Here is an 18,865-nt window from a genome sequence, read left to right on the forward strand (position 1 = left end):
GACACAGCGGTAAGGAGTCCGACGTGGCGAGCCTCGACACCTTCGGTGCGAAGAGCCAGCTGCGCGTCGCCGACGCGAGCTACGAGATTTTCAAGATCAACACAGTGGCGGGTCACGAACGCCTGCCGTACAGCCTGAAGATCCTGCTGGAGAACCTGCTCCGCACCGAGGACGGGGCCAACGTCACCGCCGAGCAGATCCGGGCACTCGGCTCCTGGGACCCGACCGCCGAGCCGAGCGTCGAGATTCAGTTCACCCCGGCCCGGGTCCTCATGCAGGACTTCACCGGTGTGCCGTGCGTGGTCGACCTGGCCACCATGCGGGAGGCCGTCCGCGAACTCGGCGGCGACCCGACCAAGGTCAACCCGCTCGCGCCGGCCGAACTGGTCATCGACCACTCGGTCATCGCCGACCTGTTCGGCCGCGAGGACGCCTTCGCCCGCAACGTCGAGCTGGAGTACGGCCGCAACAAGGAGCGCTACCAGTTCCTGCGCTGGGGGCAGACCGCGTTCAACGAGTTCAAGGTCGTCCCGCCCGGCACCGGCATTGTGCACCAGGTCAACATCGAGTACCTGGCCCGGACGATCATGGAACGCAACGGGCAGGCCTACCCGGACACCGTCGTCGGCACCGACTCGCACACCACGATGGTCAACGGGCTGGGCGTCGTGGGCTGGGGCGTCGGCGGCATCGAGGCGGAAGCCGCCATGCTCGGCCAACCGGTCAGCATGCTGATCCCCCGGGTCGTCGGGTTCAAGCTGTCCGGCGAGGCACCCGCCGGCACCACCGCCACCGACCTGGTGCTCACCATCACCGAGATGCTGCGCCAGCACGGCGTGGTCGGTAAGTTCGTCGAGTTCTACGGACCTGGTGTCAGCGCCGTACCGTTGGCCAACCGGGCCACCATCGGCAACATGTCGCCCGAGTACGGCTCCACCGTCGCGATCTTCCCGATCGACGCGGAGACCATCAACTACCTGCGGCTCACCGGTCGCGACGACGCCCAGGTCGCGCTGGTCGAGGCGTACGCCAAGGAACAGGGCCTGTGGCACGACCCGGCCGCCGAACCGCACTACTCGGAGCGGCTCGAGCTCGACCTGTCGACCATCGAGCCGTCGCTGGCCGGGCCGAAGCGCCCGCAGGACCGGGTGCCGCTGGGCAGCGCCAAGACCATGTTCCGCTCGGCGCTGACCGACTACGTCGCCGACGACCACACTCCGTCCGTGGCCGGCCCGGCCGACGAGGCCAGCGTCGAGTCCTTCCCGGCCAGCGACCCGCCGGCCAGCGACGGCGCCGACGACCCGGCCGACAAGCCGCACGAGCTGCTCAGCGCCTCGGTCGGTGCCGGTGGGCGGGCCAGCAAGCCGGTTCAGGTGACCGGCGCTGACGGCGCCCGGTTCGAACTGGACCACGGGGCCGTGGTGATCGCGGCGATCACCTCCTGCACCAACACCTCCAACCCTCAGGTGATGCTCGGTGCCGCGCTGCTGGCCCGCAACGCCGTCGACCGAGGCCTGACCCGCAAGCCGTGGGTGAAGACCACCCTGGCACCGGGCTCCAAGGTCGTCATGGACTACTACGAGCGGGCCGGCCTCACACCGTACCTGGAGAAGCTCGGCTTCCACCTGGTCGGCTACGGCTGCACCACCTGCATCGGCAACTCCGGCCCGCTGCCCGAGGAGATCTCCGCCGCTGTCAACGAACACGACCTGACCGTGGTGTCGGTGCTGTCCGGCAACCGCAACTTCGAGGGCCGGATCAACCCGGACGTCAAGATGAACTACCTGGCCTCACCGCCGCTGGTGGTCGCGTACGCCCTCGCCGGCACGATGGACATCGACCTGGCCAACGAGCCGCTGGGCACCGGGTCCGACGGCCAGCCGGTGTTCCTGCGCGACATCTGGCCCAGCAACGCCGAGATCGAACAGGTACGGGCCAGTGCGATCGGTGCCGCCGGCTTCGGTGCGGCGTACGCCGACGTGTTCGCTGGCGACGAGCGGTGGCAGTCACTGCCCACCCCGACCGGCGACACGTTCACCTGGGCAGACGAGTCGACCTACGTCCGTAAGCCCCCGTACTTCGAGGGCATGGCGCCGACGCCGCGGCCGGTGACCGACATCGCCGGCGCCCGGGTGCTGGCCAAGCTCGGCGACTCGGTGACCACCGACCACATCTCGCCGGCCGGGGCGATCAAGCCGGACTCCCCCGCCGGGCGCTATCTCAGCGGACACGGCGTCCCCCGGCACGAGTTCAACTCGTACGGGTCCCGGCGCGGCAACCACGAGGTGATGATCCGTGGCACCTTCGCCAACATCCGGCTGCGCAACCAGTTGGTGCCGGGCGTCGAGGGCGGGTTCACCGTGAACCATCTGACCGGTGAGCAGACCAGCATCTACGACGCTTCGGTGGGGTATGCGCAGGCCGGCGTACCGCTGGTGGTGCTGGCCGGCAAGGAGTACGGCTCCGGTTCGTCGCGGGACTGGGCGGCCAAGGGCACCATGCTGCTCGGCGTACGGGCCGTCATCGCCGAGTCCTACGAGCGGATCCACCGCTCCAACCTGATCGGCATGGGGGTGCTGCCGTTGCAGTACCCGGCCGGGCAGGACGCCGCCTCCCTCGGGCTCACCGGCACCGAGACGATCGACATCGTCGGGGTGACCGCGCTCAACGACGGCACCACTCCGCGTACGGTGACCGTGCGCACCGACACCGGTGTCGAGTTCGAGGCCGTGGTCCGGATCGACACCCCGGGCGAGGCCGACTACTACCGGCACGGCGGCATCCTGCAGTTCGTGCTACGCAAGATGCTGGCCGGCTGACCCGGTCACGGATGAACGGCGGCGGTGGGTGGTGACCGGTCCGGTCACCGCCCACCGCCGTGTTGTGCCAAGCTCGGAGCCATGGACGACAGGACCTTGCTGGCCCGAATTCAGGAACTGGTCGACGAGGAGCACGAGCTGCGTGGCAGGTTCGCCGCCGGGCAGCTCTCCGCGGACGAGGAGCACGCCCGACTGGGTGCGCTGGAAGAGGCGCTCGACCAGTGCTGGGACCTGCTGCGTCGCCGCCGGGCTGCCCGGGACGTCGGCGGCGATCCAGACGCCGTCCAGCCACGGCCCACCGGCGAGGTGGAGGGCTACCTGCAGTAGTGGCGGGATCCTCGGTCAGCCGGCCAGCACCGCAGCCACGGCCGGGATCACGCCGGACGCCTCCCGGGTCGGCGCGTACCGATCGTCCAGCCAGTTGCGGCCCCGGTGCAGCCAGACGCTGGGCAGGCCGGTCGCGGCGGCCCCGCCGATGTCGGCCTCCGGGCTGTCACCCACCATCCAGGCGCCGCGTAGCCGCATCCGGACGCTCTGCGCAGCGAGTGCGAAGATCCTCGGGTTGGGTTTGCTGACCCCGGCGGCCTCCGATATCACCCAGTCGGCCACGTACCGGTCCAGGCCGGTCCGGCGGATCTTCGCCTCCTGCTGGCGGGCCGCCCCGTTGGTGACTATCACCGGCACCCAGCCGGCGTCCCGGGCGATCGCCAACGAACAGGCGACCAGCGGATCCAGCCGGGTGTGCCGCACGACGCCGTCATGCAACTCCTCGACCAGGTCGACCGACGACGACCGGAGTCGATACCGTTCCCGGAGCGCGTCGGCCAGATCCCACCGGTCGGTCAGCCCGTCGGCATCGACGGAGACCAACCAGTCGATGTCGTCCCGTGGGGCACCGACCGAGTCCAGGAATTCCTGACCCCACACGCGAAACGCCCCGGCCCGGTCGAGCAGGGTGTTGTCCAGATCCAGGAGCAGGAGTGGCACGGGCGCACCTTACGCGACACCGTATGGCGGGGAACAGTCCCAGAATGTAAACGAGCACCGGTAGCAAGCCGTACGTACGGCTTGCTACCGGTCTGCCCACCTGACACGATCACATCATGCCCCGGGTGAGCCAGATCCAGCTCGACGCACGCCGCCAGGAGATTCTCGCCGCCGCCCGGGTCTGCTTCGCCCGGCATGGGTACGAAGGTGCCACCGTCCGCCGGCTGGAGGAGGCCACCGGGCTGTCCCGAGGAGCGATTTTCCACCACTTCCGGGACAAGGACTCACTGTTCCTGGCGGTCGCCGAGGACGACGCGGCCGCGATGGTCGAGACGGTGGCCCGCAACGGCCTGGTCCAGGTGATGCGCGACCTGCTCACCCGGACCGACTCCCCGGACACCGCCGGCTGGCTGGGCAGCCAGCTCGAAGTGTCCCGGCGGCTGCGCACCGACCCGGACTTCGCCCGGCGCTGGGCCGCCCGGTCGGCGGCGATCGCCGAGGCGACCCGGGAGCGGCTCGGCCGCCAACGCGACGCCGGCGTGCTGCGCGACGACGTACCGATTGACGTCCTGGCGCGGTTCCTGGAGCTGGCCTACGACGGGCTGGTGCTGCAGCTCGCGATGGGACGGCCGGGCAGCGACCTCGGCGCCGTGCTCGACATCGTAGAGGAGGCGGTACGACGCCCGACGCCGCGCTGACGGGTGGCACGCCCGTCCCACAATAGGGACCACCGTCAGCGCGGGAGCGTCGGCGACCCGACGCCCGCCCGGCAAGCCAGGAGACCTTATGACGCCCGGTGAAACCTGGGGTATCCCCGGACCCACCTTCCTCGCCGTCTTCGGACTGACCGCACTGGTGCTCCTCCTCGCCAACCTCGGCTACCGGCGGATCGCGCTCGCCGGGCAGGACGGCCGCACCGGATCGCTCGGCGGCACCGAGGTCGCGTATCTCAACGGCGGGGGCCGGTTGGCTGTGTACGCCAGCCTGGCGGCGTTGCGCTCGGCGGGCAGCGTCGACGTCGGCGCCCGAGGCACGTTGCGGGCCGCCGGTCCGCTGCCGACCGGGACCGGGCAACTCGACCAAGCGGTGCACCACGCCGCGCAGCGCCAGGGACGCGTCCGCGACCTGCAGACCGACCAGTGGGTCGTCGACGCGCTGCACCGGATGCGCGACGGGCTAGTCGCCGCCGGGCTGGCAATCAGCGACGGCCAACGCCGTACCGCCCGGCTGCTCGCCGGCACGGTCGGGATCCTCGCCGCCGTCGGTGTGCTGCGGGTGTTCGCCGGCACCGCGAACAACCGGCCGGTCGGCTACCTGGTGCTGATGCTCGCGGTCACCGTACCGGTGGCGATGGTGCTGTTCTTCTCGGTGCCGCGCCGCACCCGGGCCGCGAACCGCCTCCTCACCAGACTGCGCAGCCAGTACCGTCACCTCTCGCCGACTCTGCGGCCGGCCCCCGCGACGTACGGTGTCGCCGGCGCGGCGATGGGGGTCGGCGTTTTCGGGGCGGCGTCGTTGTGGGCCATGGACCCGGCGTTCGCGGGGACCGCGGAGATCCACCGAGTGAGCGCCAGCACCGGGTCCTCCAGCTGGGGCGGTGACAGCGGCGGGGGTGGCGGTGACGGAGGAGGCGGCGGCTGCGGTGGTGGCGGCTGCGGCGGATGAGGCCGATGTCCGTCACCGCCTGGCCGCCCAGCCCCGACACCGGGCTCGGGGTCGGCATCGGCTGGCGCCCGGAGATCTCCGGCTTCCTCGATGAACTGCCCGGCATGCGCTTCTGCGAGGTGATCGCCGAGTCCGTCGACCCCGGCCGGCCGCTGGACGACGAGCTACTCCGGCTCCGTGAGCGGGGGGTGACCGTCGTGCCGCACGGCGTACGGCTGTCCCTCGGCGGCGCCGAGCCGGTCGAACAGCACCGAGTCGACCGGCTCGCGGGCGTCGCCGAGCTGCTCGGCGCGCCCCTGGTCAGCGAGCACATCGCCTTCGTCCGGGCCGGCGGGGTCGAGGCCGGGCATCTACTGCCGTTGCCCCGCACCTGGGCGGCGGTCGACACGGTCGTCGGCAACGTCCGGCGGGTGGCCGCCGAGCTGCCGGTGCCGGTCGCGCTCGAACCGATCGCCGCGGTGTTCGACTGGCCCGACGACCAACTCGACGAGGCCGACTTCGTCAGCGAGATCGTCGAGCGCTCAGACGCGCTGCTGCTGTTGGACGTCGCAAACGTCTATGCCAACGCCCGCAACCGGGGCGACGACCCGGTCGCTCTGCTCGACCGGCTGCCGCTGGAACGCATCGCGTACGTGCACGTCGCCGGCGGTGCCGCCGACCGGGACGGGATCTACCACGACACGCACACCGACCCGGTCCCGGCCGAGGTGCTGCGCCTGCTCGGCGAGTTGTGTGCCCGGCGACGGGGGCCAGCGGTGCTGCTGGAGCGGGACGGGCACTATCCGCCGGGCGAGGTGCTGCGCGCCGAGCTGGACGTAATCGCGGCGACCGCCGGGCTGGGCCGGATCACGTGACCGCCCAGGTGGCACCCGGCGACGGTTCCGACCCCCGTGCCGGACTCGCCGCCGCCCAGCGTGCGCTGGTCGCGTCCCTCGTCGAGGGTGCCGATCCGCCACCCGGCTTCGACCCGCACCGGCTGTCGGTCGCCCGTGCCGCGTTGGCCCGCAAGCGGGCCGGCGAGGCGGCCCGGCACTGGCCGCAGGTGGCCGCCTCACTCGGTGCTGCCTGGCCGGCCGCGTTCGTCCGCTGGGCAACGGGCCGACGGCCGGCGGGCGGGCTGCGCGACGGCTGGGACTTCGCCCGGGCGCTGGCCGCCGATGACCGTCTGCCGGATCTGGCCGTGGCGGAGCTGGCTGGCTGGGAGGTCGGCTGGTGCTACGACGGGTCGTCGGTTCCCCGCCGACGCCGTCTCCCGGCGGTACGACGGCTGCCCGGCGGGTGGACGGTCCAGGTCGCCGGTCGGGTGCGGACGTACGGCGGGCGCCGCCGGTAGCTGGTGGGGGTCATCACCGGCGACCCCACGGCATGCGGCAGGATCGGGGGCATGGACCTCGGCCTCGAAAACCGGGTGTACGTGCTCACCGGCGCGTCCCGTGGACTCGGCTACGCCACCGCTGCCTGTCTGGTCGCCGACGGGGCGCGGGTGGTGCTCGCCGCCCGGGACACCGCCGGTCTGACGGCGGCGGCGCACCGCCTCGGCGGCCCGCAGCACGCGATCGCGGTCAGCGCCGACCTGGGCGAGCCGGACTGCGCGGCACGCCTGGTCGCGACGGCCAAGGAGCACTTCGGCCGGCTCGACGGGGCGTTGATCTCGGTCGGCGGGCCGAAACCCGGTCCCAGCCACGCGGTCAGCGACGAACAGTGGCGGGCGGCGTTCGACACCGTCTTCGTCGGCGCGGTTCGGGCGGTGCGGACCGTCGCCGACGCGCTACCCGCCGGCGGGGCGGTCGCCGTGGTGCTGTCGACGTCGGCCCGGATGCCGCTGCCCGGGCTGGGCATCTCCAACGGCCTGCGGCCCGGGCTCGCGGCGGTCGCCAAGGAGCTCGCCGACGGCTACGCCGGCCGGGGCGTCCGAGTGGTCAGTCTGCTGCCCGGCCGGATCATGACCGACCGCAACGTGGAACTCTTCGCCGCGACCGACGATCCGCAGCAGGCCCGGGCCGAGGCCGAGGCCGACATCCCGCTCGGCCGGCTGGGCGAGCCGGCGGAGTTCGGCCGAGTGGCGGCGTTCGTCCTGTCCCCGGCGGCGAGCTATCTGACCGGCATCACGCTGCCCGTCGACGGCGGCGCGCTGCCCTGCCCCTGACCGGCTTCCCGGCGTGCACACCGACCGGGTCACGATGGCGCAGCTGCTGGCCGGCGCTGTCGGCCGTACCCTGCCCGACATCGTCGGACCCGACCTCGACGTACTGTTCTGTGGGATCAACCCGAGCCGGTACTCCGCTGCCGCCGGCCACCACTTCGCCCGGCCGGGCAACCGGTTCTGGCCGACACTGCACCGGTCCGGCTTCACGCCCCGGCGGCTCGACCCCAGCGAGGACCATCTGCTGCCCGGGTTCGGGCTGGGCGTAACGAACCTGGTCGCCAGGGCGACGGCGCGGGCCGACGAACTCACGCCGCCGGAGCTGGTCGCCGGAGGCGCGCGGCTCGTCCGGTTGGCCGCCGCGTGCCGACCCCGGTGGATCGCCGTGGTCGGGGTGACCGCGTACCGGCTGGCGTTCGACCAGCGACGGGCGCTCGTCGGACCCCGACCCGAGAGCCTCGGTGGTGCGAGGCTCTGGGTGCTGCCCAACCCGAGCGGGGCTCAATGCCCACTACCAGCTCGACCGGCTCGTCGCCGAGTTCGACCGGCTGCGGCAGGCGGTGGCGGCCGAACCGCCACGGTAGGCGACTACTGGTGGCGGGCCATCCGCTCGCGGATCAGCTGACCGAACAGGCCGGCCGGTTGTCCGCAGTCGAGACACTGAAGGCCTTCGTCGAGACGTGGCCCTCCGCACTGGGCGCACCGGCCCCGGTCGCGGGGATCGTGGTACGACCGCAGGGCGGCGCAGAGCGCCGCAGCCACCGACTCGGTCAGTACGACCGGCCCAGCATAGTGGACGGCGGACCGCTATCCGGCGGCACCGCCCGGCGGCGGGGGCAGGTCCTGGTCGGTCGGGAAGGCGCGACCCGACCCGGCCGTCACCGGATCCAACCCGGTGTCGTCGAGGTACGGAGTCGGTGAGTCGGCCACCGCGAACTGGGTGCGGTACAGCTCGGCGTACAGCCCGCCGGCGGCGATCAGCTCGGCGTGCCGGCCGCGCTCGACAATCCGGCCCTCGTCGAGGACGAGGATCTGGTCCGCGTCGCGCACCGTCGACAGCCGGTGCGCGATGACCAGGGCGGTACGGCCGGTCAGCGCGACCGACAGGGCGCGCTGCACCGCCGCCTCGGACTCCGAGTCGAGGTGGGCGGTGGCCTCGTCGAGGATGACGATCGACGGCGCCTTGAGCAGCAGCCGGGCGATGGCAATCCGCTGTTTCTCACCACCGGAGAAGCGGTAGCCGCGCTCCCCGACCACCGTGTCCAGCCCGTCCGGCAGGGCCCGGACCAGCTCCTCGACCTGCGCGCCGCGCAGCGCCGCCCACAGCTCGTCGTCGGTGGCGTCCGGCCGGGCGTACCGCAGGTTCTCCGCGATCGTCTCGTGGAACAGGTGGGAGTCCTGGGTGACCACCCCGATGGTGTCGCGCAGCGAGTCGAGTGTCGCGTCGCGCACGTCCACCCCGCCGACCCGGATCTCGCCGTCGGTCACGTCGTACACCCGGGAGACCAGCATTGCGGTGGTGCTCTTGCCGGCGCCGGACGGGCCGACCAGGGCGACCAGCTGCCCCGGCTCGACGCTGAACGACACCCCGCGCAGCACCGGCTCGGAGACGGTCCGGTCGAGCGTCGCGACATCCTCCAGCGAGGCCAGCGAGATCTCGGCGGCGCTGGGGTACCGAAACCGGACGTCGCGGAACTCCAGCCGGCTGGATCCGGGCGGCACGACGACGGCGTCCGGACGCTCGGCGATCGACGGGGCGAGGTCGAGCACCTCGAACACCCGGTCGAAGGAGACCAACGCGCTCATCACGTCGACCCGCACGTTGCTCAACGCGGTCAGCGGCCCGTAGAGGCGGGTGAGCAGCAGAGCCAGGGTCACCACGGTGCCGGCGCTGACCGCGCCGGTGACCGCCAGCCAACCGCCGAGTCCGTAGGTGAGCGCCTGGGCGAGCGAGGCGACCAGCAGCATCGCCACGAAGAAGGTACGCGAGTACATCGCCGACTGGATGCCGATCTCCCGGACCCGGTCGGCCCGCTCGGCGAACCGGCGTGCCTCGACCTCGGGCTGGCCGAAGAGCTTGACCAGTAGCGCGCCGGCGACCCCGAACCGCTCGGTCATCGTGGCGTTCATCTTGGCGTCGAGATCGTACGATTCCCGGGTGATCTCCGCGAGCCGCTTGCCGACCCGGCGGGCCGGCACGATGAAGATCGGCAGCAGCACCAGGGACAGCGCGGTGATCTGCCAGGACAGGGTGAACATCACCGCGGCGGTGAGCACCAGTTGGATGACGTTGCTGACCACACCGGACAACGTCGAGGTGAAGGCACGCTGGGCGCCGATCACGTCGTTGTTGAGCCGGCTGACCAGCGCGCCGGTCTGGGTCCGGGTGAAGAACTGCAACGGCATCCGCTGCACGTGGTCGAAGACCCGGGTCCGCAGGTCCAGGATGATGCCCTCACCGATCCGGGCGGCGTACCAGCGTTGGGCCAGGGAGAGCAGGGCGTCCACCACGGCGAGCGCGGCGATCAGCAGGGCCAGCCGGACCACGGTCGCGCCGGCGTCGGCGCGACCGGCGGTGATCGTGTTCACCACGTCGCCGGCGAGGACCGGGGTGGCGACCCCGATGCCGGCCGCCAGCACGACGGTGACCAGGAAGACGGTGATGTCCCGCCGGTACGGGCGGGCGAAGGCGACGATCCGCCGGGTGGTTCCCCTGCTGACCCGGTGGGAACGCAGCTGGTCGCCGTCGCGCATCGAGCGCAGCATGCCCCAGCCGGCCCCCATGCCACCCATCCCACCGGATCCAGCCATCGGCACCCGCCACCTTCGTCTCGCCACCGTCGCGGGTACCAGTGTCCCGGACACCTACGACAACAGTTCAGGTAACTGGCGTCTTCCCGTTGGAGCCTTACTGTCCGACCCGGCGGCTACCGGAAGGCGGGTTAGTGCTCCGGCCTGCAGGCCGGGGGTGAAGGACCGCGCCGGGAGGGCCGCCATGGCCCGAGCAGTGCCCTAACCCGGCCGGTTCTGCCGCTGGCTCCACCACTCGTAGGGCACCAGCACGGCGCGCGGCTCCCCGGACTTGGTGATGATCGTGTGCTGGCCTACGTAGTGGGCGGCGTCGACCAGTTTCCCTAGTTCGGGCCGGGCGTCGCGGGCACCGATGGTCTGCGGCCCTCCCCGACCACGCGATGGTCGCGGCGGTCACGACAGCGAGGCCGCCACCTGAACGACCTGCCAGTTCCCCACCCATAAGCGGTGGGAAGAGCGCCGACAAGGCCGTTTCCAGCAGGGTCAGGCCACAAAGGCCGACAACGTGGTCGCTCTCCCCAACAGCAAACCAGCTTGCCGCATCCCGGCCACAAGCGGCAAGCCCATCACCATGCCCGTCAACCACGTGTCCCGGCTCCGCCGGGACGCTGCCGCACACGTGGTCAAGGTCCGAGTTTCGTCTCAGCGGTGTACGTCGAGGACCTCGCTGTTGCTGGATCGGGTCGTACAAGGCTGGCCAAGTCGGTGCACGACGCCGGCTGGGCGCAGTTCACGACCGGGACGTCAACGCCGCACGCAACATCAAGGCCGCCGGACGGCGGACTTCAACGACCGTGGAGCGCAGGTAAGACCGGCACCCGTGCCGGCACCGCGCCGAGAAGCGGTAACCCACCGGAGTTCACCCCTTCGGGGTGTAGCAGACCGGAATCCCTCTTTCTTCAGGAAGAGGAGGACGTCAATCGCCGGCTCCGGTCAGGTCCCGGATCCGTCGGGTCTGTGCCTCCCGCTCGGCGCGTAGCTGGGCGGCGGGGGTGCGGTCGGTGGCTCCGGCGAGCAGGGCCTTGATCTCGACGACCGCGTCGCGGGGCCCGGCCAGCACGGCCGCGACCAGGTCGGCGACTGCCGGGGCCAGTTCCGTCGCGGGCACCACCAGGTTGGCCAGCCCGAGCCGATCGGCCTCGGCCGCGTCGAGCCAGCGACCGGTGACACAGATCTCCAGGGCGCGGGCGTAGCCGACCAGGTCGACGAGTCGCCGGGTGCCGCCGAGGTCCGGCACCAGGCCGAGGGTCACCTCGGCCATCCGCAACCGGGCGTCGTCGGCCAGGACGCGCAGGTCGCAGCCGAGGGCAAGCTGGAATCCGGCGCCGACGGCCGGCCCCTGCACGGCGGCGACGCTGATCACGTCGGGGCGTGCCAGCCAGGTGAAGGCCTCCTGGTACTCGGCGATCCGGGCAGCGCACTCGTCCGGCGGCAGGGCAGCCAACGGCGGCGGGGCCGGATCGTCACCGGGCGGACGGTCGCCAGGCGAGTCGGCTCGCGAATGGTCGGTCGCGGCGAGATCCGCATCGGTGCTACCCGCAACGCTGGGATCGAGCAGTGCCTGGATCGCGCCCCGGTCGAGGCCGGCGGAGAAGGCCCGACCGGCGCCGCGGACCACCACGACGCGAACGTCGCCACGCAACTCCCGGCCGATGCCGCGCAGCGCCCGCCACATCTGTGGGGTTTGAGCGTTGAGCACGTCGGGCCGGTCCAACGTCACCGTCGCGACCGGCCCGTCGTAGTCGAGTCGTACGCCACCGGACACGGTCAACGAGGGCCCTTACCGTGACAGCGGGGTACGGGTCGCAACTGGATCGTCACCCCTTCTTGCGACGCCGAGCGCCGCCACGCTGGCGTAGTTGCACGCCGGACTCGGTGAGCACCCGGTGGACGAACCCGTACGAGCGGCCGGTGGAGGCCGCAAGGGCGCGGATGCTCTCGCCGGATGTATACCGCTTGACCAGGTCCTTGGCCAGGGTCTGACGCTCGGCTCCGACGATCCGGCGACCCTTCTCGGTGGTGGCGGCTGTGCCGGTGGCTGCCATGTTGATTCCTCACGTCCCAGACTGTGCGGTTCGATGCGGTCCCACCTATTAGACCGCCTCCAACGATCATGCGCCAGATATCAACTGTTCGCCAACCGACACGCACGACCCTGTCAGTTACCCGATACGGTGCCGCCGAGCAATCCCACCGGCATGCTGGCAGCCCTTCGCCGACCCTCACCCGGCGCACCTGTTCATACAATTCACGCTATCCGATAATGACGTTCACCGATGCGGCATCGCCCGGGCCGGGCTGCCGGACGGACCGCGCCCTCATGCAAGTTCCACGAGTTCGAGCAGGTCGTCGCTCCACGCATCCTCGTCTCCGTCGGGCAGGAGAATCGCCCGGTCCGGTTTGAGAGCCAGCACCGCACCCGGATCATGGGTCACCAGGACGATGGCTCCGGGATACCGGGCGATGGCATCGAGAACCTGTTCACGGCTGACCGGATCCAGGTTGTTGGTCGGCTCGTCGAGCAGCAATACGTTCGCCCCCGAACAGACCAGCGTGGCCAACGCGAGCCGGGTTTTCTCCCCGCCCGAGAGCACCCCGGCCGGTTTGTTCACGTCCTCACCGCTGAACAGGAACGCACCGAGAATCTTTCGCAGGTCGGTGTCCGCCTGGTCGATCGCCGCACTGCGCATGTGGTCGAGCACCGAACGCTCCACGTCCAAGGTCTCATGCTCCTGCGCGTAGTAGCCGATCCGCAGCCCGTGCCCGGGCCGCACCGCCCCGGAATCCGGCTCGACCAGACCACCGAGAATCCGCAGCAACGTCGTCTTACCGGCACCGTTCAGCCCGAGGATCGCCACCCGGGAGCCCCGGTCGACCGCCACGTCGACCCCGGAGAAGATCTCCAACGATCCGTACGACTTCGACAGCCCCGCCGCCGTCAACGGCGTCTTGCCGCACGGGGCCGGGCTGGGCAACCGGACCTTGGCCACCTTGTCAGCGACCCGCTCGTCCTCCAGACCGGCGAGCAGTTTCTCCGCCCGCCGGGCCATGTTCTGCGCGGCCACCGTCTTGGTGGCCTTGGCCCGCATCTTGTCGGCCTGGGCGAGTAGCGCCCCGGCCTTTTTCTCCGCGTTCGCCCGTTCCCGGCGGCGGCGCCGCTCGTCGGTCTCCCGCTGCTGCTGGTACGCCGCCCAGCCGACGTTGTAGACGTCCACAACCGAGCGGGTGGCGTCGAGAAACCAGACCTTGTTGACCACCGCGCCCAGCAGGTCCACATCGTGACTGATCACCACCAGCCCGCCCTTGTGCCCGGCGAGGAAGCCACGCAGCCAGGTGATCGAGTCGGCGTCCAGGTGGTTGGTCGGCTCGTCGAGCAGCAGGATGCCGCCGCCGTTCTCGGCCGCGTCCCGGAACAGGATCCTGGCCAGCTCGATACGGCGACGCTGACCGCCGGAGAGCGTCCCGATCGGCTGGCTCAGCACCCGGTCCGGCAGACCCAGGTTGGCGCAGATCCGGGCCGCCTCCGCCTCCGCGGCGTACCCGCCGAGGGAGGCGAACTGGTCCTCCAGGGTGCCGTAGCGGCGAACCAGACGCTCGTCGGTGCCGCCCTGTGCCAACTGCTGCTCGAGTTCGTTCATTTGCGACATCAGCCGGTCCAGGCCGCGGGCCGACAGCACCCGGTCGCGGGCGGTCACATTCAGGTCGCCGGTTCGCGGGTCCTGCGGGAGATAACCGACCGCGCTGCGCCGGTCGAGCTGTCCCGCGTACGGTAGGCCCTCGCCGGCCAGCACCTTCAGCGTGGTGGTCTTGCCGGCACCGTTGCGGCCGACCAGACCGATCCGGTCGCCGGGCTGCACCCGTAGGGTGGTGTCGGACAGCAGGATCCGCGAGCCCGCGCGCAGTTCCAGGCCGGTAGCGGTGATCATTGATAGCTCACTCCTGAGATCGGAAGCTGACTCGCGGACACGACAAGACGCCGACCGGACCTTCTGTCCGTCGGCGTGGGGCGGTTCAGCCTTCGCAGAGCAGCACGGCCCTATCCTACCGGCGGTCAGTACCGGCACCCCAGTCGGTTTCGCAGCGAGATCATCGACGGCGACGTGGATCGAAGGCATCCGGCGATCCATCCCCGACGGTCTCGCGGAACATCAGCTGACCAAGCGGTACGCGGCGCACCGCCAGCCTGGTGGACCGGCCTGACCGAATCGGGGAACTTGTCCGCCAACGGGGTGATGCACCACGCCGACAGGGATGTTAGGCACATCAGGCGCGCGTAACGATCATTTGACTCCCTGGAGACGACACTCATGCTGCCCGGTGGGATGATGCCCATAACCCAGCTGATCGCGATGATCCGCAGCACTCCGCCGCGACAGGCCGTCGGGTTGCTGGCAGCCATGCCGGCCGACCGGATCCCGGTGGCAGTCGCCGAGCTGACGACCTCTGACCTGGTCCGGCTGCTCCCAGCTGCCAGCGACGACCTACAGTCGCGGTTGATGGGTCTGCTCAGCACCGATCAGCTGGCCGACCTGGCCCGAGCCATGCCGATCCCCGACGCGGTGGCGATGCTCAATCAGCTTCCGGCCGAGCAGGTGCACACGGTGGCCGACCGACTGCCGCAGCCCACCGTCGCTGCCCTGCTCACCGCGATGCCCGCGGACCGACAAACCGATATGCTGTCGGTGATGCGTCCGCAACAGGCGCAGGCGGCCTGGGCCGGCACCTACCAACGGGAGGTGGCCCAGGCGCTCGCCCGGGCCAACGCCGAGGTGAGCATCCCGGCGAACGCCCCGCCGGGAATCGTGCTGGTTCAGATCTTCGGCTGGCAGATCACCGTGGCCGCCCGCCGCGACGACGACGGGCGGGTGGCGGTACGCGACGCCGAGGACGCGGCGTACCGCATGCGCGCCAACGCGGCGCTCGCGGTGACCGACTACCAGCCGGCCGCCGACGTACTTAATTACTGCGACGAGGCCCGCCGGCAGGGGCGCCCGATCAGCGCGGTCAGCTGGGTCGACGACCGGCACGACGGTTTCCTCAAACGGGCCCTGGTCAGCCTGGTGCACTGACGGGCCGCGCCGCCGCCGGCCGAACGTGACGGTCGGCGGCGACGCGGGTACCGTCAGACGTTGAAGCCGAGCGCCCGCAACTGGTCCCGGCCCTCGTCAGTAATCTTGTCGGGCCCCCACGGTGGCATCCACACCCAGTTGATCCGGATGTCGGACACCAGTCCGCCACCGGGTCCAGTGGTCAACGCGGTACGGGCCTGCTCCTCGATCACGTCGGTCAGCGGGCAGGCCGCGCTGGTCAACGTCATGTCCAGGGTGGCGACGTTGTCATCGTCGACGTGTACGCCGTACACCAAGCCGAGATCGACCACGTTGATGCCCAGCTCCGGGTCGACGACGTCCTTCATCGCCTCCTCGATGTCAGCGATCGCCGGCTGGCCGACGATCGCCGCCGCGGCCGTACCGCCGTCGGCGGGCTCCGTCGCCTGCGTCGCCCCGGTCATGGTCTCTTCGGCACTCACTGCTTCACCTCCGGGCTCGCACCCACACCGGCGCGCGCCGCGGCGTCCTTGAAGGCCATCCACGGCAGCAACGCACACTTCACCCGGGCCGGATAGCGCGCCACACCAGCGAACGCCACCCCGTCACCCAGCACATCCTCATCCGGCTCGACCTCGCCGCGGCCGGACACCAGCGCCACGAAGGCGCCGTGCACCGCCAACGCCTCGCCCACCGGCCGACCGTCGACCAGCTCGTACAGCACACTCGCCGAGGCCTGGCTGATCGAGCAGCCCTGACCGTCGTGCGACACCCCGACCCGGGTGTCGCCACCCAGACTCACCCGTACGGTGATCTCGTCGCCGCAGGTCGGGTTGACGTGGTGTGCCTCCGCCGCGTACGGCTCGCGCAGACCACGCCCCTGCGGACGCTTGTAGTGGTCCAGGATGATCTCCTGGTACAGCTGGTCGAGCTCCATCAGTCGAAGACCTTCCGCGCCTTCTCCAGACCGCGCACCAGCGCGTCGACCTCGCCGGTCGTGGTGTAGAGGTAGAACGAGGCCCGAGTGGTCGCCGGGACGCCGTAGCGCACGCAGACCGGCCGGGCGCAGTGATGCCCGACCCGCACCTGCACCCCCTGGGCATCGAGAATCTGGCCCACGTCGTGTGGATGGATCCCGTCCACCGCGAACGAGACCGTGCCACCCCGCCCGTGTGGCCCGGGCGGGCCGACGATCCGCAGCCCCGGCACGGTGGCCAGAGCTTCCAGGGCGTACGCGGTCATCCGCTGCTCGTGCGCGGCGACCGCCGGCATGCCCAACCCGGAGAGGTAGTCGACGGCGGCACCGAGGCCGACTGCCTGGGCGATCGGCGGGGTGCCGGCCTCGAACCGGGCCGGTGGAGCGGCGAACGTGGACCCGCTCATCGCCACCGTCTCGATCATCGAGCCGCCGCCGAGCACCGGTGGCATCGCGGCGAGCAGCGCGGCGCGGCCCCACAGCACCCCGATCCCGGTCGGTCCGCACATCTTGTGCCCGGTGAAGACGATGAAGTCGGCGTCCAGCGCGGCGACGTCGACCGGGCGGTGCGGAACCGACTGCGAGCAGTCCAGCAGCAGCAGCGCACCGACCTCGCGGACCCGCCGGGTGATCGCAGTGAGGTCGTTGACCGTGCCGAGGATGTTCGACATGTGTACCAGCGAGACCAGTTTGGTCCGCTCGGTGACCAGTTCGTCCAGCTGCGACTCGTCCAGCCGACCGTCCTCGGTCAGCCCGAACCAGCGCAGCGTCGCGCCGGTGCGTTCGCAGAGCAGCTGCCACGGCACGATGTTCGAGTGGTGCTCCATCTCAGAGATCACCACCTCGTCGCCGGCGCCGAGCCGGAAACGGGGGTCGGCCCCGATCGCGGCGCCCGTCGAGGCGTTGGAGAACGCGTACGCGACCAAGTTGATCGCCTCGGTGGAGTTCTTGGTGAAGACCACCTCGTCCGGGCTGCCCGCGTTGACGAACGCGGCCAGCTTGGCTCGGGCGCTCTCGTACGCCTCGGTTGACTCGGTGCCGAGAGTGTGCACCGAGCGGGCGACGTTGGCATTGTGCGACTGGTAATAGTCGGTCAGCGCGTCGAGCACCTGGCGCGGCTTGTGCGAGGTGTTGGCGCTGTCCAGGTAGACCAGCGGATGCCCGTTGACCTCCCGACCGAGGATCGGGAAGTCGGCCCGGACGGCGTCAACGTCCAGAGCGGACGGACCGTCCGGCGTCGGCGTGTCCCGGGGGATGGCTATGGTGCTCATCGGCTCGACGCCGCCCTTCTGCACGCGGGGTGATAGTGAGTCTCAGGCCGAGGCCGCGCCGGCACCCGCGACGTACCGCTCGTAGCCTTCGGCTTCCAGCTTCTCAGCCAGCTCCGGGCCGCCCTCCTCGACGATGCGTCCGCCGACGAAGACATGCACGAAGTCGGGCTTGATGTAGCGCAGGATCCGGGTGTAGTGGGTGATCAGCAGCAGGCCGGTCTCCCCGGTGGAGCGGACCCGGTTGACCCCTTCGCTGACCACCCGCAGGGCGTCGATGTCGAGCCCGGAGTCGGTCTCGTCAAGAATGGCCATCTTCGGCTTGAGCAGCTCCAGCTGCACGATTTCGTGCCGCTTCTTCTCCCCACCGGAGAAACCCTCGTTGACGTTGCGCTGCGCGAACGCCGGGTCCATCTGCAGCCGCTCCATGGCCCCGCGCAGCTCACCGGCCCAGGTACGCAGCTTCGGCGCGGCGCCGTCGACAGCGGTCTTGGCAGTACGCAGGAAATTCGCCACCGAGACGCCGGGCACCTCCACCGGGTACTGCATGGCGAGGAACAACCCGGCGCGGGCCCGCTCATCGACCGACATGGCCAGCACATCCGCACCGTCGAGCAGCACCTCCCCGCCGGTGATCTCGTACTTGGGGTGCCCGGCGATCGAGTACGCCAGCGTCGACTTGCCGGAGCCGTTCGGGCCCATGATGGCGTGTGTCTCCCCCGACCGGATGGTCAGCGTCACCCCGGCCAGGATCGGCTTGAGCTCGCCTTCCGGCAGCTTGACCGAAACCTGCAGGTCACGGATATCCAGAACGCTCATGGTGCGGTCACTCCATTGCTCGGCGTCAGACTGACGTAGATGTCGCCGTCGCGGATCTCGACGGGGAAGACGGGTACGGGTTCGGTGGCGGGCAGCCCGGTCGGCTCACCGGTGCGCAGATCAAAGCGCGAACCGTGCAGCCAGCACTCCAACGTGCAGCCGTCCACCTCGCCTTCGGAGAGGGCGACCGCGGCGTGCGAGCACTCGTCGTACACCGCGTGGAAGGAGTCCTCGTCGGTGTGCACCAGGGCGATCTGCGTACCGTCGATGTCGGCGCTGACCGCCGTCCCCTTCGGGATCTCGGCGGTGGCGCAGACCCGGATCAGGTC

General features: G+C 70.8%; 20 protein-coding genes. 9 read left to right on the top strand and 11 right to left on the bottom strand.

The features are described 5' to 3' along the window. Positions 1-23: 23 nt before the first annotated feature. Together ACFHWS_RS14685 and ACFHWS_RS14690 are read left to right on the top strand one after the other, a co-directional pair. On the top strand, positions 24-2,819 hold the full coding sequence (locus ACFHWS_RS14685; protein WP_416554881.1) for an aconitate hydratase: 2,796 nt from the start codon (positions 24-26) through the stop codon (positions 2,817-2,819). Positions 2,820-2,900: 81 nt separating this feature from the next. Next, complete coding sequence (locus tag ACFHWS_RS14690) at positions 2,901-3,146, top strand: DUF2630 family protein (protein ID WP_123604777.1); 246 nt, start codon at positions 2,901-2,903, stop codon at positions 3,144-3,146. Between the two features lie 15 nt (positions 3,147-3,161). Here ACFHWS_RS14690 and ACFHWS_RS14695 read toward each other — a convergent pair whose 3' ends face one another. After that, entirely contained in the window at positions 3,162-3,806 is a 645-nt protein-coding gene (locus ACFHWS_RS14695) for an HAD family hydrolase (protein ID WP_416554879.1), read from the bottom strand. Positions 3,807-3,922: 116 nt separating this feature from the next. On the opposite strand from ACFHWS_RS14695, the gene ACFHWS_RS14700 reads away from it, so the two are divergent. The 6 genes from ACFHWS_RS14700 (at position 3,923) to mug (ending at position 8,239) form a co-directional block, all read left to right on the top strand. Next, complete coding sequence (locus ACFHWS_RS14700; protein WP_416554877.1) at positions 3,923-4,504, top strand: TetR/AcrR family transcriptional regulator; 582 nt, start codon at positions 3,923-3,925, stop codon at positions 4,502-4,504. An 88-nt stretch (positions 4,505-4,592) separates the two neighbouring features. Next, the gene (locus ACFHWS_RS14705; RefSeq protein ID WP_416554875.1) at positions 4,593-5,471 is read left to right on the top strand and encodes a TIGR04222 domain-containing membrane protein; all 879 of its coding nucleotides are present in this window, start codon (positions 4,593-4,595) and stop codon (positions 5,469-5,471) included. 5 nt (positions 5,472-5,476) lie between these two features. Continuing rightward, a complete protein-coding gene (locus tag ACFHWS_RS14710; RefSeq protein ID WP_416554873.1) occupies positions 5,477-6,325 on the top strand; it encodes a DUF692 domain-containing protein in 849 nt (282 codons plus the stop codon). Next, positions 6,322-6,804: a hypothetical protein gene (locus tag ACFHWS_RS14715; RefSeq protein WP_416568362.1), complete on the top strand. Its 483-nt coding sequence runs from the start codon at positions 6,322-6,324 to the stop codon at positions 6,802-6,804. The genes ACFHWS_RS14710 and ACFHWS_RS14715 overlap by 4 nt, the downstream gene beginning before the upstream one ends. A 51-nt stretch (positions 6,805-6,855) precedes the next feature. Beyond that, positions 6,856-7,617: an SDR family oxidoreductase gene (locus ACFHWS_RS14720; RefSeq protein ID WP_416554869.1), complete on the top strand. Its 762-nt coding sequence runs from the start codon at positions 6,856-6,858 to the stop codon at positions 7,615-7,617. Between the two features lie 13 nt (positions 7,618-7,630). Beyond that, positions 7,631-8,239 carry a G/U mismatch-specific DNA glycosylase gene (gene mug, locus ACFHWS_RS14725; protein WP_416554867.1) on the top strand — a complete coding sequence of 203 codons (609 nt, stop codon included), beginning with the start codon at positions 7,631-7,633 and terminating at the stop codon, positions 8,237-8,239. 182 nt (positions 8,240-8,421) lie between these two features. Here mug and ACFHWS_RS14730 read toward each other — a convergent pair whose 3' ends face one another. The 5 genes from ACFHWS_RS14730 to ACFHWS_RS14750 form a co-directional block, all read right to left on the bottom strand. Continuing rightward, the gene (locus ACFHWS_RS14730) at positions 8,422-10,425 is read right to left on the bottom strand and encodes an ABC transporter ATP-binding protein (protein WP_416568363.1); all 2,004 of its coding nucleotides are present in this window, start codon (positions 10,423-10,425) and stop codon (positions 8,422-8,424) included. 201 nt (positions 10,426-10,626) lie between these two features. Beyond that, positions 10,627-10,779, bottom strand: coding sequence for a type II toxin-antitoxin system Phd/YefM family antitoxin (locus ACFHWS_RS14735; protein ID WP_416555011.1), 153 nt, complete (start codon positions 10,777-10,779; stop codon positions 10,627-10,629). Positions 10,780-11,341: 562 nt separating this feature from the next. Beyond that, the gene (locus ACFHWS_RS14740) at positions 11,342-12,196 is read right to left on the bottom strand and encodes an enoyl-CoA hydratase/isomerase family protein (RefSeq protein WP_416554862.1); all 855 of its coding nucleotides are present in this window, start codon (positions 12,194-12,196) and stop codon (positions 11,342-11,344) included. A 46-nt stretch (positions 12,197-12,242) separates the two neighbouring features. Beyond that, on the bottom strand, positions 12,243-12,470 hold the full coding sequence (locus ACFHWS_RS14745) for a helix-turn-helix domain-containing protein (protein WP_123602399.1): 228 nt from the start codon (positions 12,468-12,470) through the stop codon (positions 12,243-12,245). A 273-nt stretch (positions 12,471-12,743) separates the two neighbouring features. Then, a complete protein-coding gene (locus ACFHWS_RS14750; protein ID WP_416568364.1) occupies positions 12,744-14,351 on the bottom strand; it encodes an ABC-F family ATP-binding cassette domain-containing protein in 1,608 nt (535 codons plus the stop codon). Between the two features lie 396 nt (positions 14,352-14,747). On the opposite strand from ACFHWS_RS14750, the gene ACFHWS_RS14755 reads away from it, so the two are divergent. Beyond that, on the top strand, positions 14,748-15,494 hold the full coding sequence (locus ACFHWS_RS14755) for a magnesium transporter MgtE N-terminal domain-containing protein (protein WP_416568365.1): 747 nt from the start codon (positions 14,748-14,750) through the stop codon (positions 15,492-15,494). A gap of 53 nt (positions 15,495-15,547) precedes the next feature. On the opposite strand, the gene ACFHWS_RS14760 is transcribed toward ACFHWS_RS14755, so the two are convergent. From ACFHWS_RS14760 to ACFHWS_RS14780, 5 genes are read right to left on the bottom strand one after another with little or no spacing between them, the layout of a single operon-like run. After that, complete coding sequence (locus ACFHWS_RS14760; RefSeq protein ID WP_416568376.1) at positions 15,548-15,937, bottom strand: metal-sulfur cluster assembly factor; 390 nt, start codon at positions 15,935-15,937, stop codon at positions 15,548-15,550. Positions 15,938-15,951: 14 nt separating this feature from the next. After that, entirely contained in the window at positions 15,952-16,410 is a 459-nt protein-coding gene (gene sufU, locus ACFHWS_RS14765) for a Fe-S cluster assembly sulfur transfer protein SufU (RefSeq protein WP_416554856.1), read from the bottom strand. Continuing rightward, a complete protein-coding gene (locus tag ACFHWS_RS14770; protein WP_416568366.1) occupies positions 16,410-17,720 on the bottom strand; it encodes a cysteine desulfurase in 1,311 nt (436 codons plus the stop codon). The genes sufU and ACFHWS_RS14770 overlap by 1 nt, the downstream gene beginning before the upstream one ends. Positions 17,721-17,762: 42 nt before the next feature. Then, on the bottom strand, positions 17,763-18,536 hold the full coding sequence (gene sufC, locus ACFHWS_RS14775) for a Fe-S cluster assembly ATPase SufC (RefSeq protein ID WP_281550395.1): 774 nt from the start codon (positions 18,534-18,536) through the stop codon (positions 17,763-17,765). Then, positions 18,533-18,862, bottom strand: coding sequence for a non-heme iron oxygenase ferredoxin subunit (locus ACFHWS_RS14780; protein WP_123604783.1), 330 nt, complete (start codon positions 18,860-18,862; stop codon positions 18,533-18,535). Before ACFHWS_RS14780 ends, sufC begins: the two co-directional genes overlap by 4 nt. Positions 18,863-18,865 lie beyond the last annotated feature (3 nt).

The sequence above is a fragment of the Micromonospora sp. LOL_013 genome (assembly GCF_048060315.1).
GTDB lineage: Bacteria > Actinomycetota > Actinomycetes > Mycobacteriales > Micromonosporaceae > Micromonospora_E.

Bases quoted from the DNA above. Each gene is read 5' to 3' on its own strand.
- ACFHWS_RS14760 (WP_416568376.1), bottom strand. From the start codon at position 15,937: ATGACCGGGGCGACGCAGGCGACGGAGCCCGCCGACGGCGGTACGGCC.
- ACFHWS_RS14700 (WP_416554877.1), top strand. From the start codon at position 3,923: ATGCCCCGGGTGAGCCAGATCCAGCTCGACGCACGCCGCCAGGAGATT.
- ACFHWS_RS14705 (WP_416554875.1), top strand. From the start codon at position 4,593: ATGACGCCCGGTGAAACCTGGGGTATCCCCGGACCCACCTTCCTCGCC.
- ACFHWS_RS14770 (WP_416568366.1), bottom strand. From the start codon at position 17,720: ATGAGCACCATAGCCATCCCCCGGGACACGCCGACGCCGGACGGTCCG.
- ACFHWS_RS14755 (WP_416568365.1), top strand. From the start codon at position 14,748: ATGATGCCCATAACCCAGCTGATCGCGATGATCCGCAGCACTCCGCCG.
- ACFHWS_RS14710 (WP_416554873.1), top strand. From the start codon at position 5,477: ATGTCCGTCACCGCCTGGCCGCCCAGCCCCGACACCGGGCTCGGGGTC.
- ACFHWS_RS14720 (WP_416554869.1), top strand. From the start codon at position 6,856: ATGGACCTCGGCCTCGAAAACCGGGTGTACGTGCTCACCGGCGCGTCC.
- sufC (WP_281550395.1), bottom strand. From the start codon at position 18,536: ATGAGCGTTCTGGATATCCGTGACCTGCAGGTTTCGGTCAAGCTGCCG.
- ACFHWS_RS14750 (WP_416568364.1), bottom strand. From the start codon at position 14,351: ATGATCACCGCTACCGGCCTGGAACTGCGCGCGGGCTCGCGGATCCTG.
- ACFHWS_RS14690 (WP_123604777.1), top strand. From the start codon at position 2,901: ATGGACGACAGGACCTTGCTGGCCCGAATTCAGGAACTGGTCGACGAG.
- sufU (WP_416554856.1), bottom strand. From the start codon at position 16,410: ATGGAGCTCGACCAGCTGTACCAGGAGATCATCCTGGACCACTACAAG.
- ACFHWS_RS14730 (WP_416568363.1), bottom strand. From the start codon at position 10,425: ATGGCTGGATCCGGTGGGATGGGTGGCATGGGGGCCGGCTGGGGCATG.
- ACFHWS_RS14745 (WP_123602399.1), bottom strand. From the start codon at position 12,470: ATGGCAGCCACCGGCACAGCCGCCACCACCGAGAAGGGTCGCCGGATC.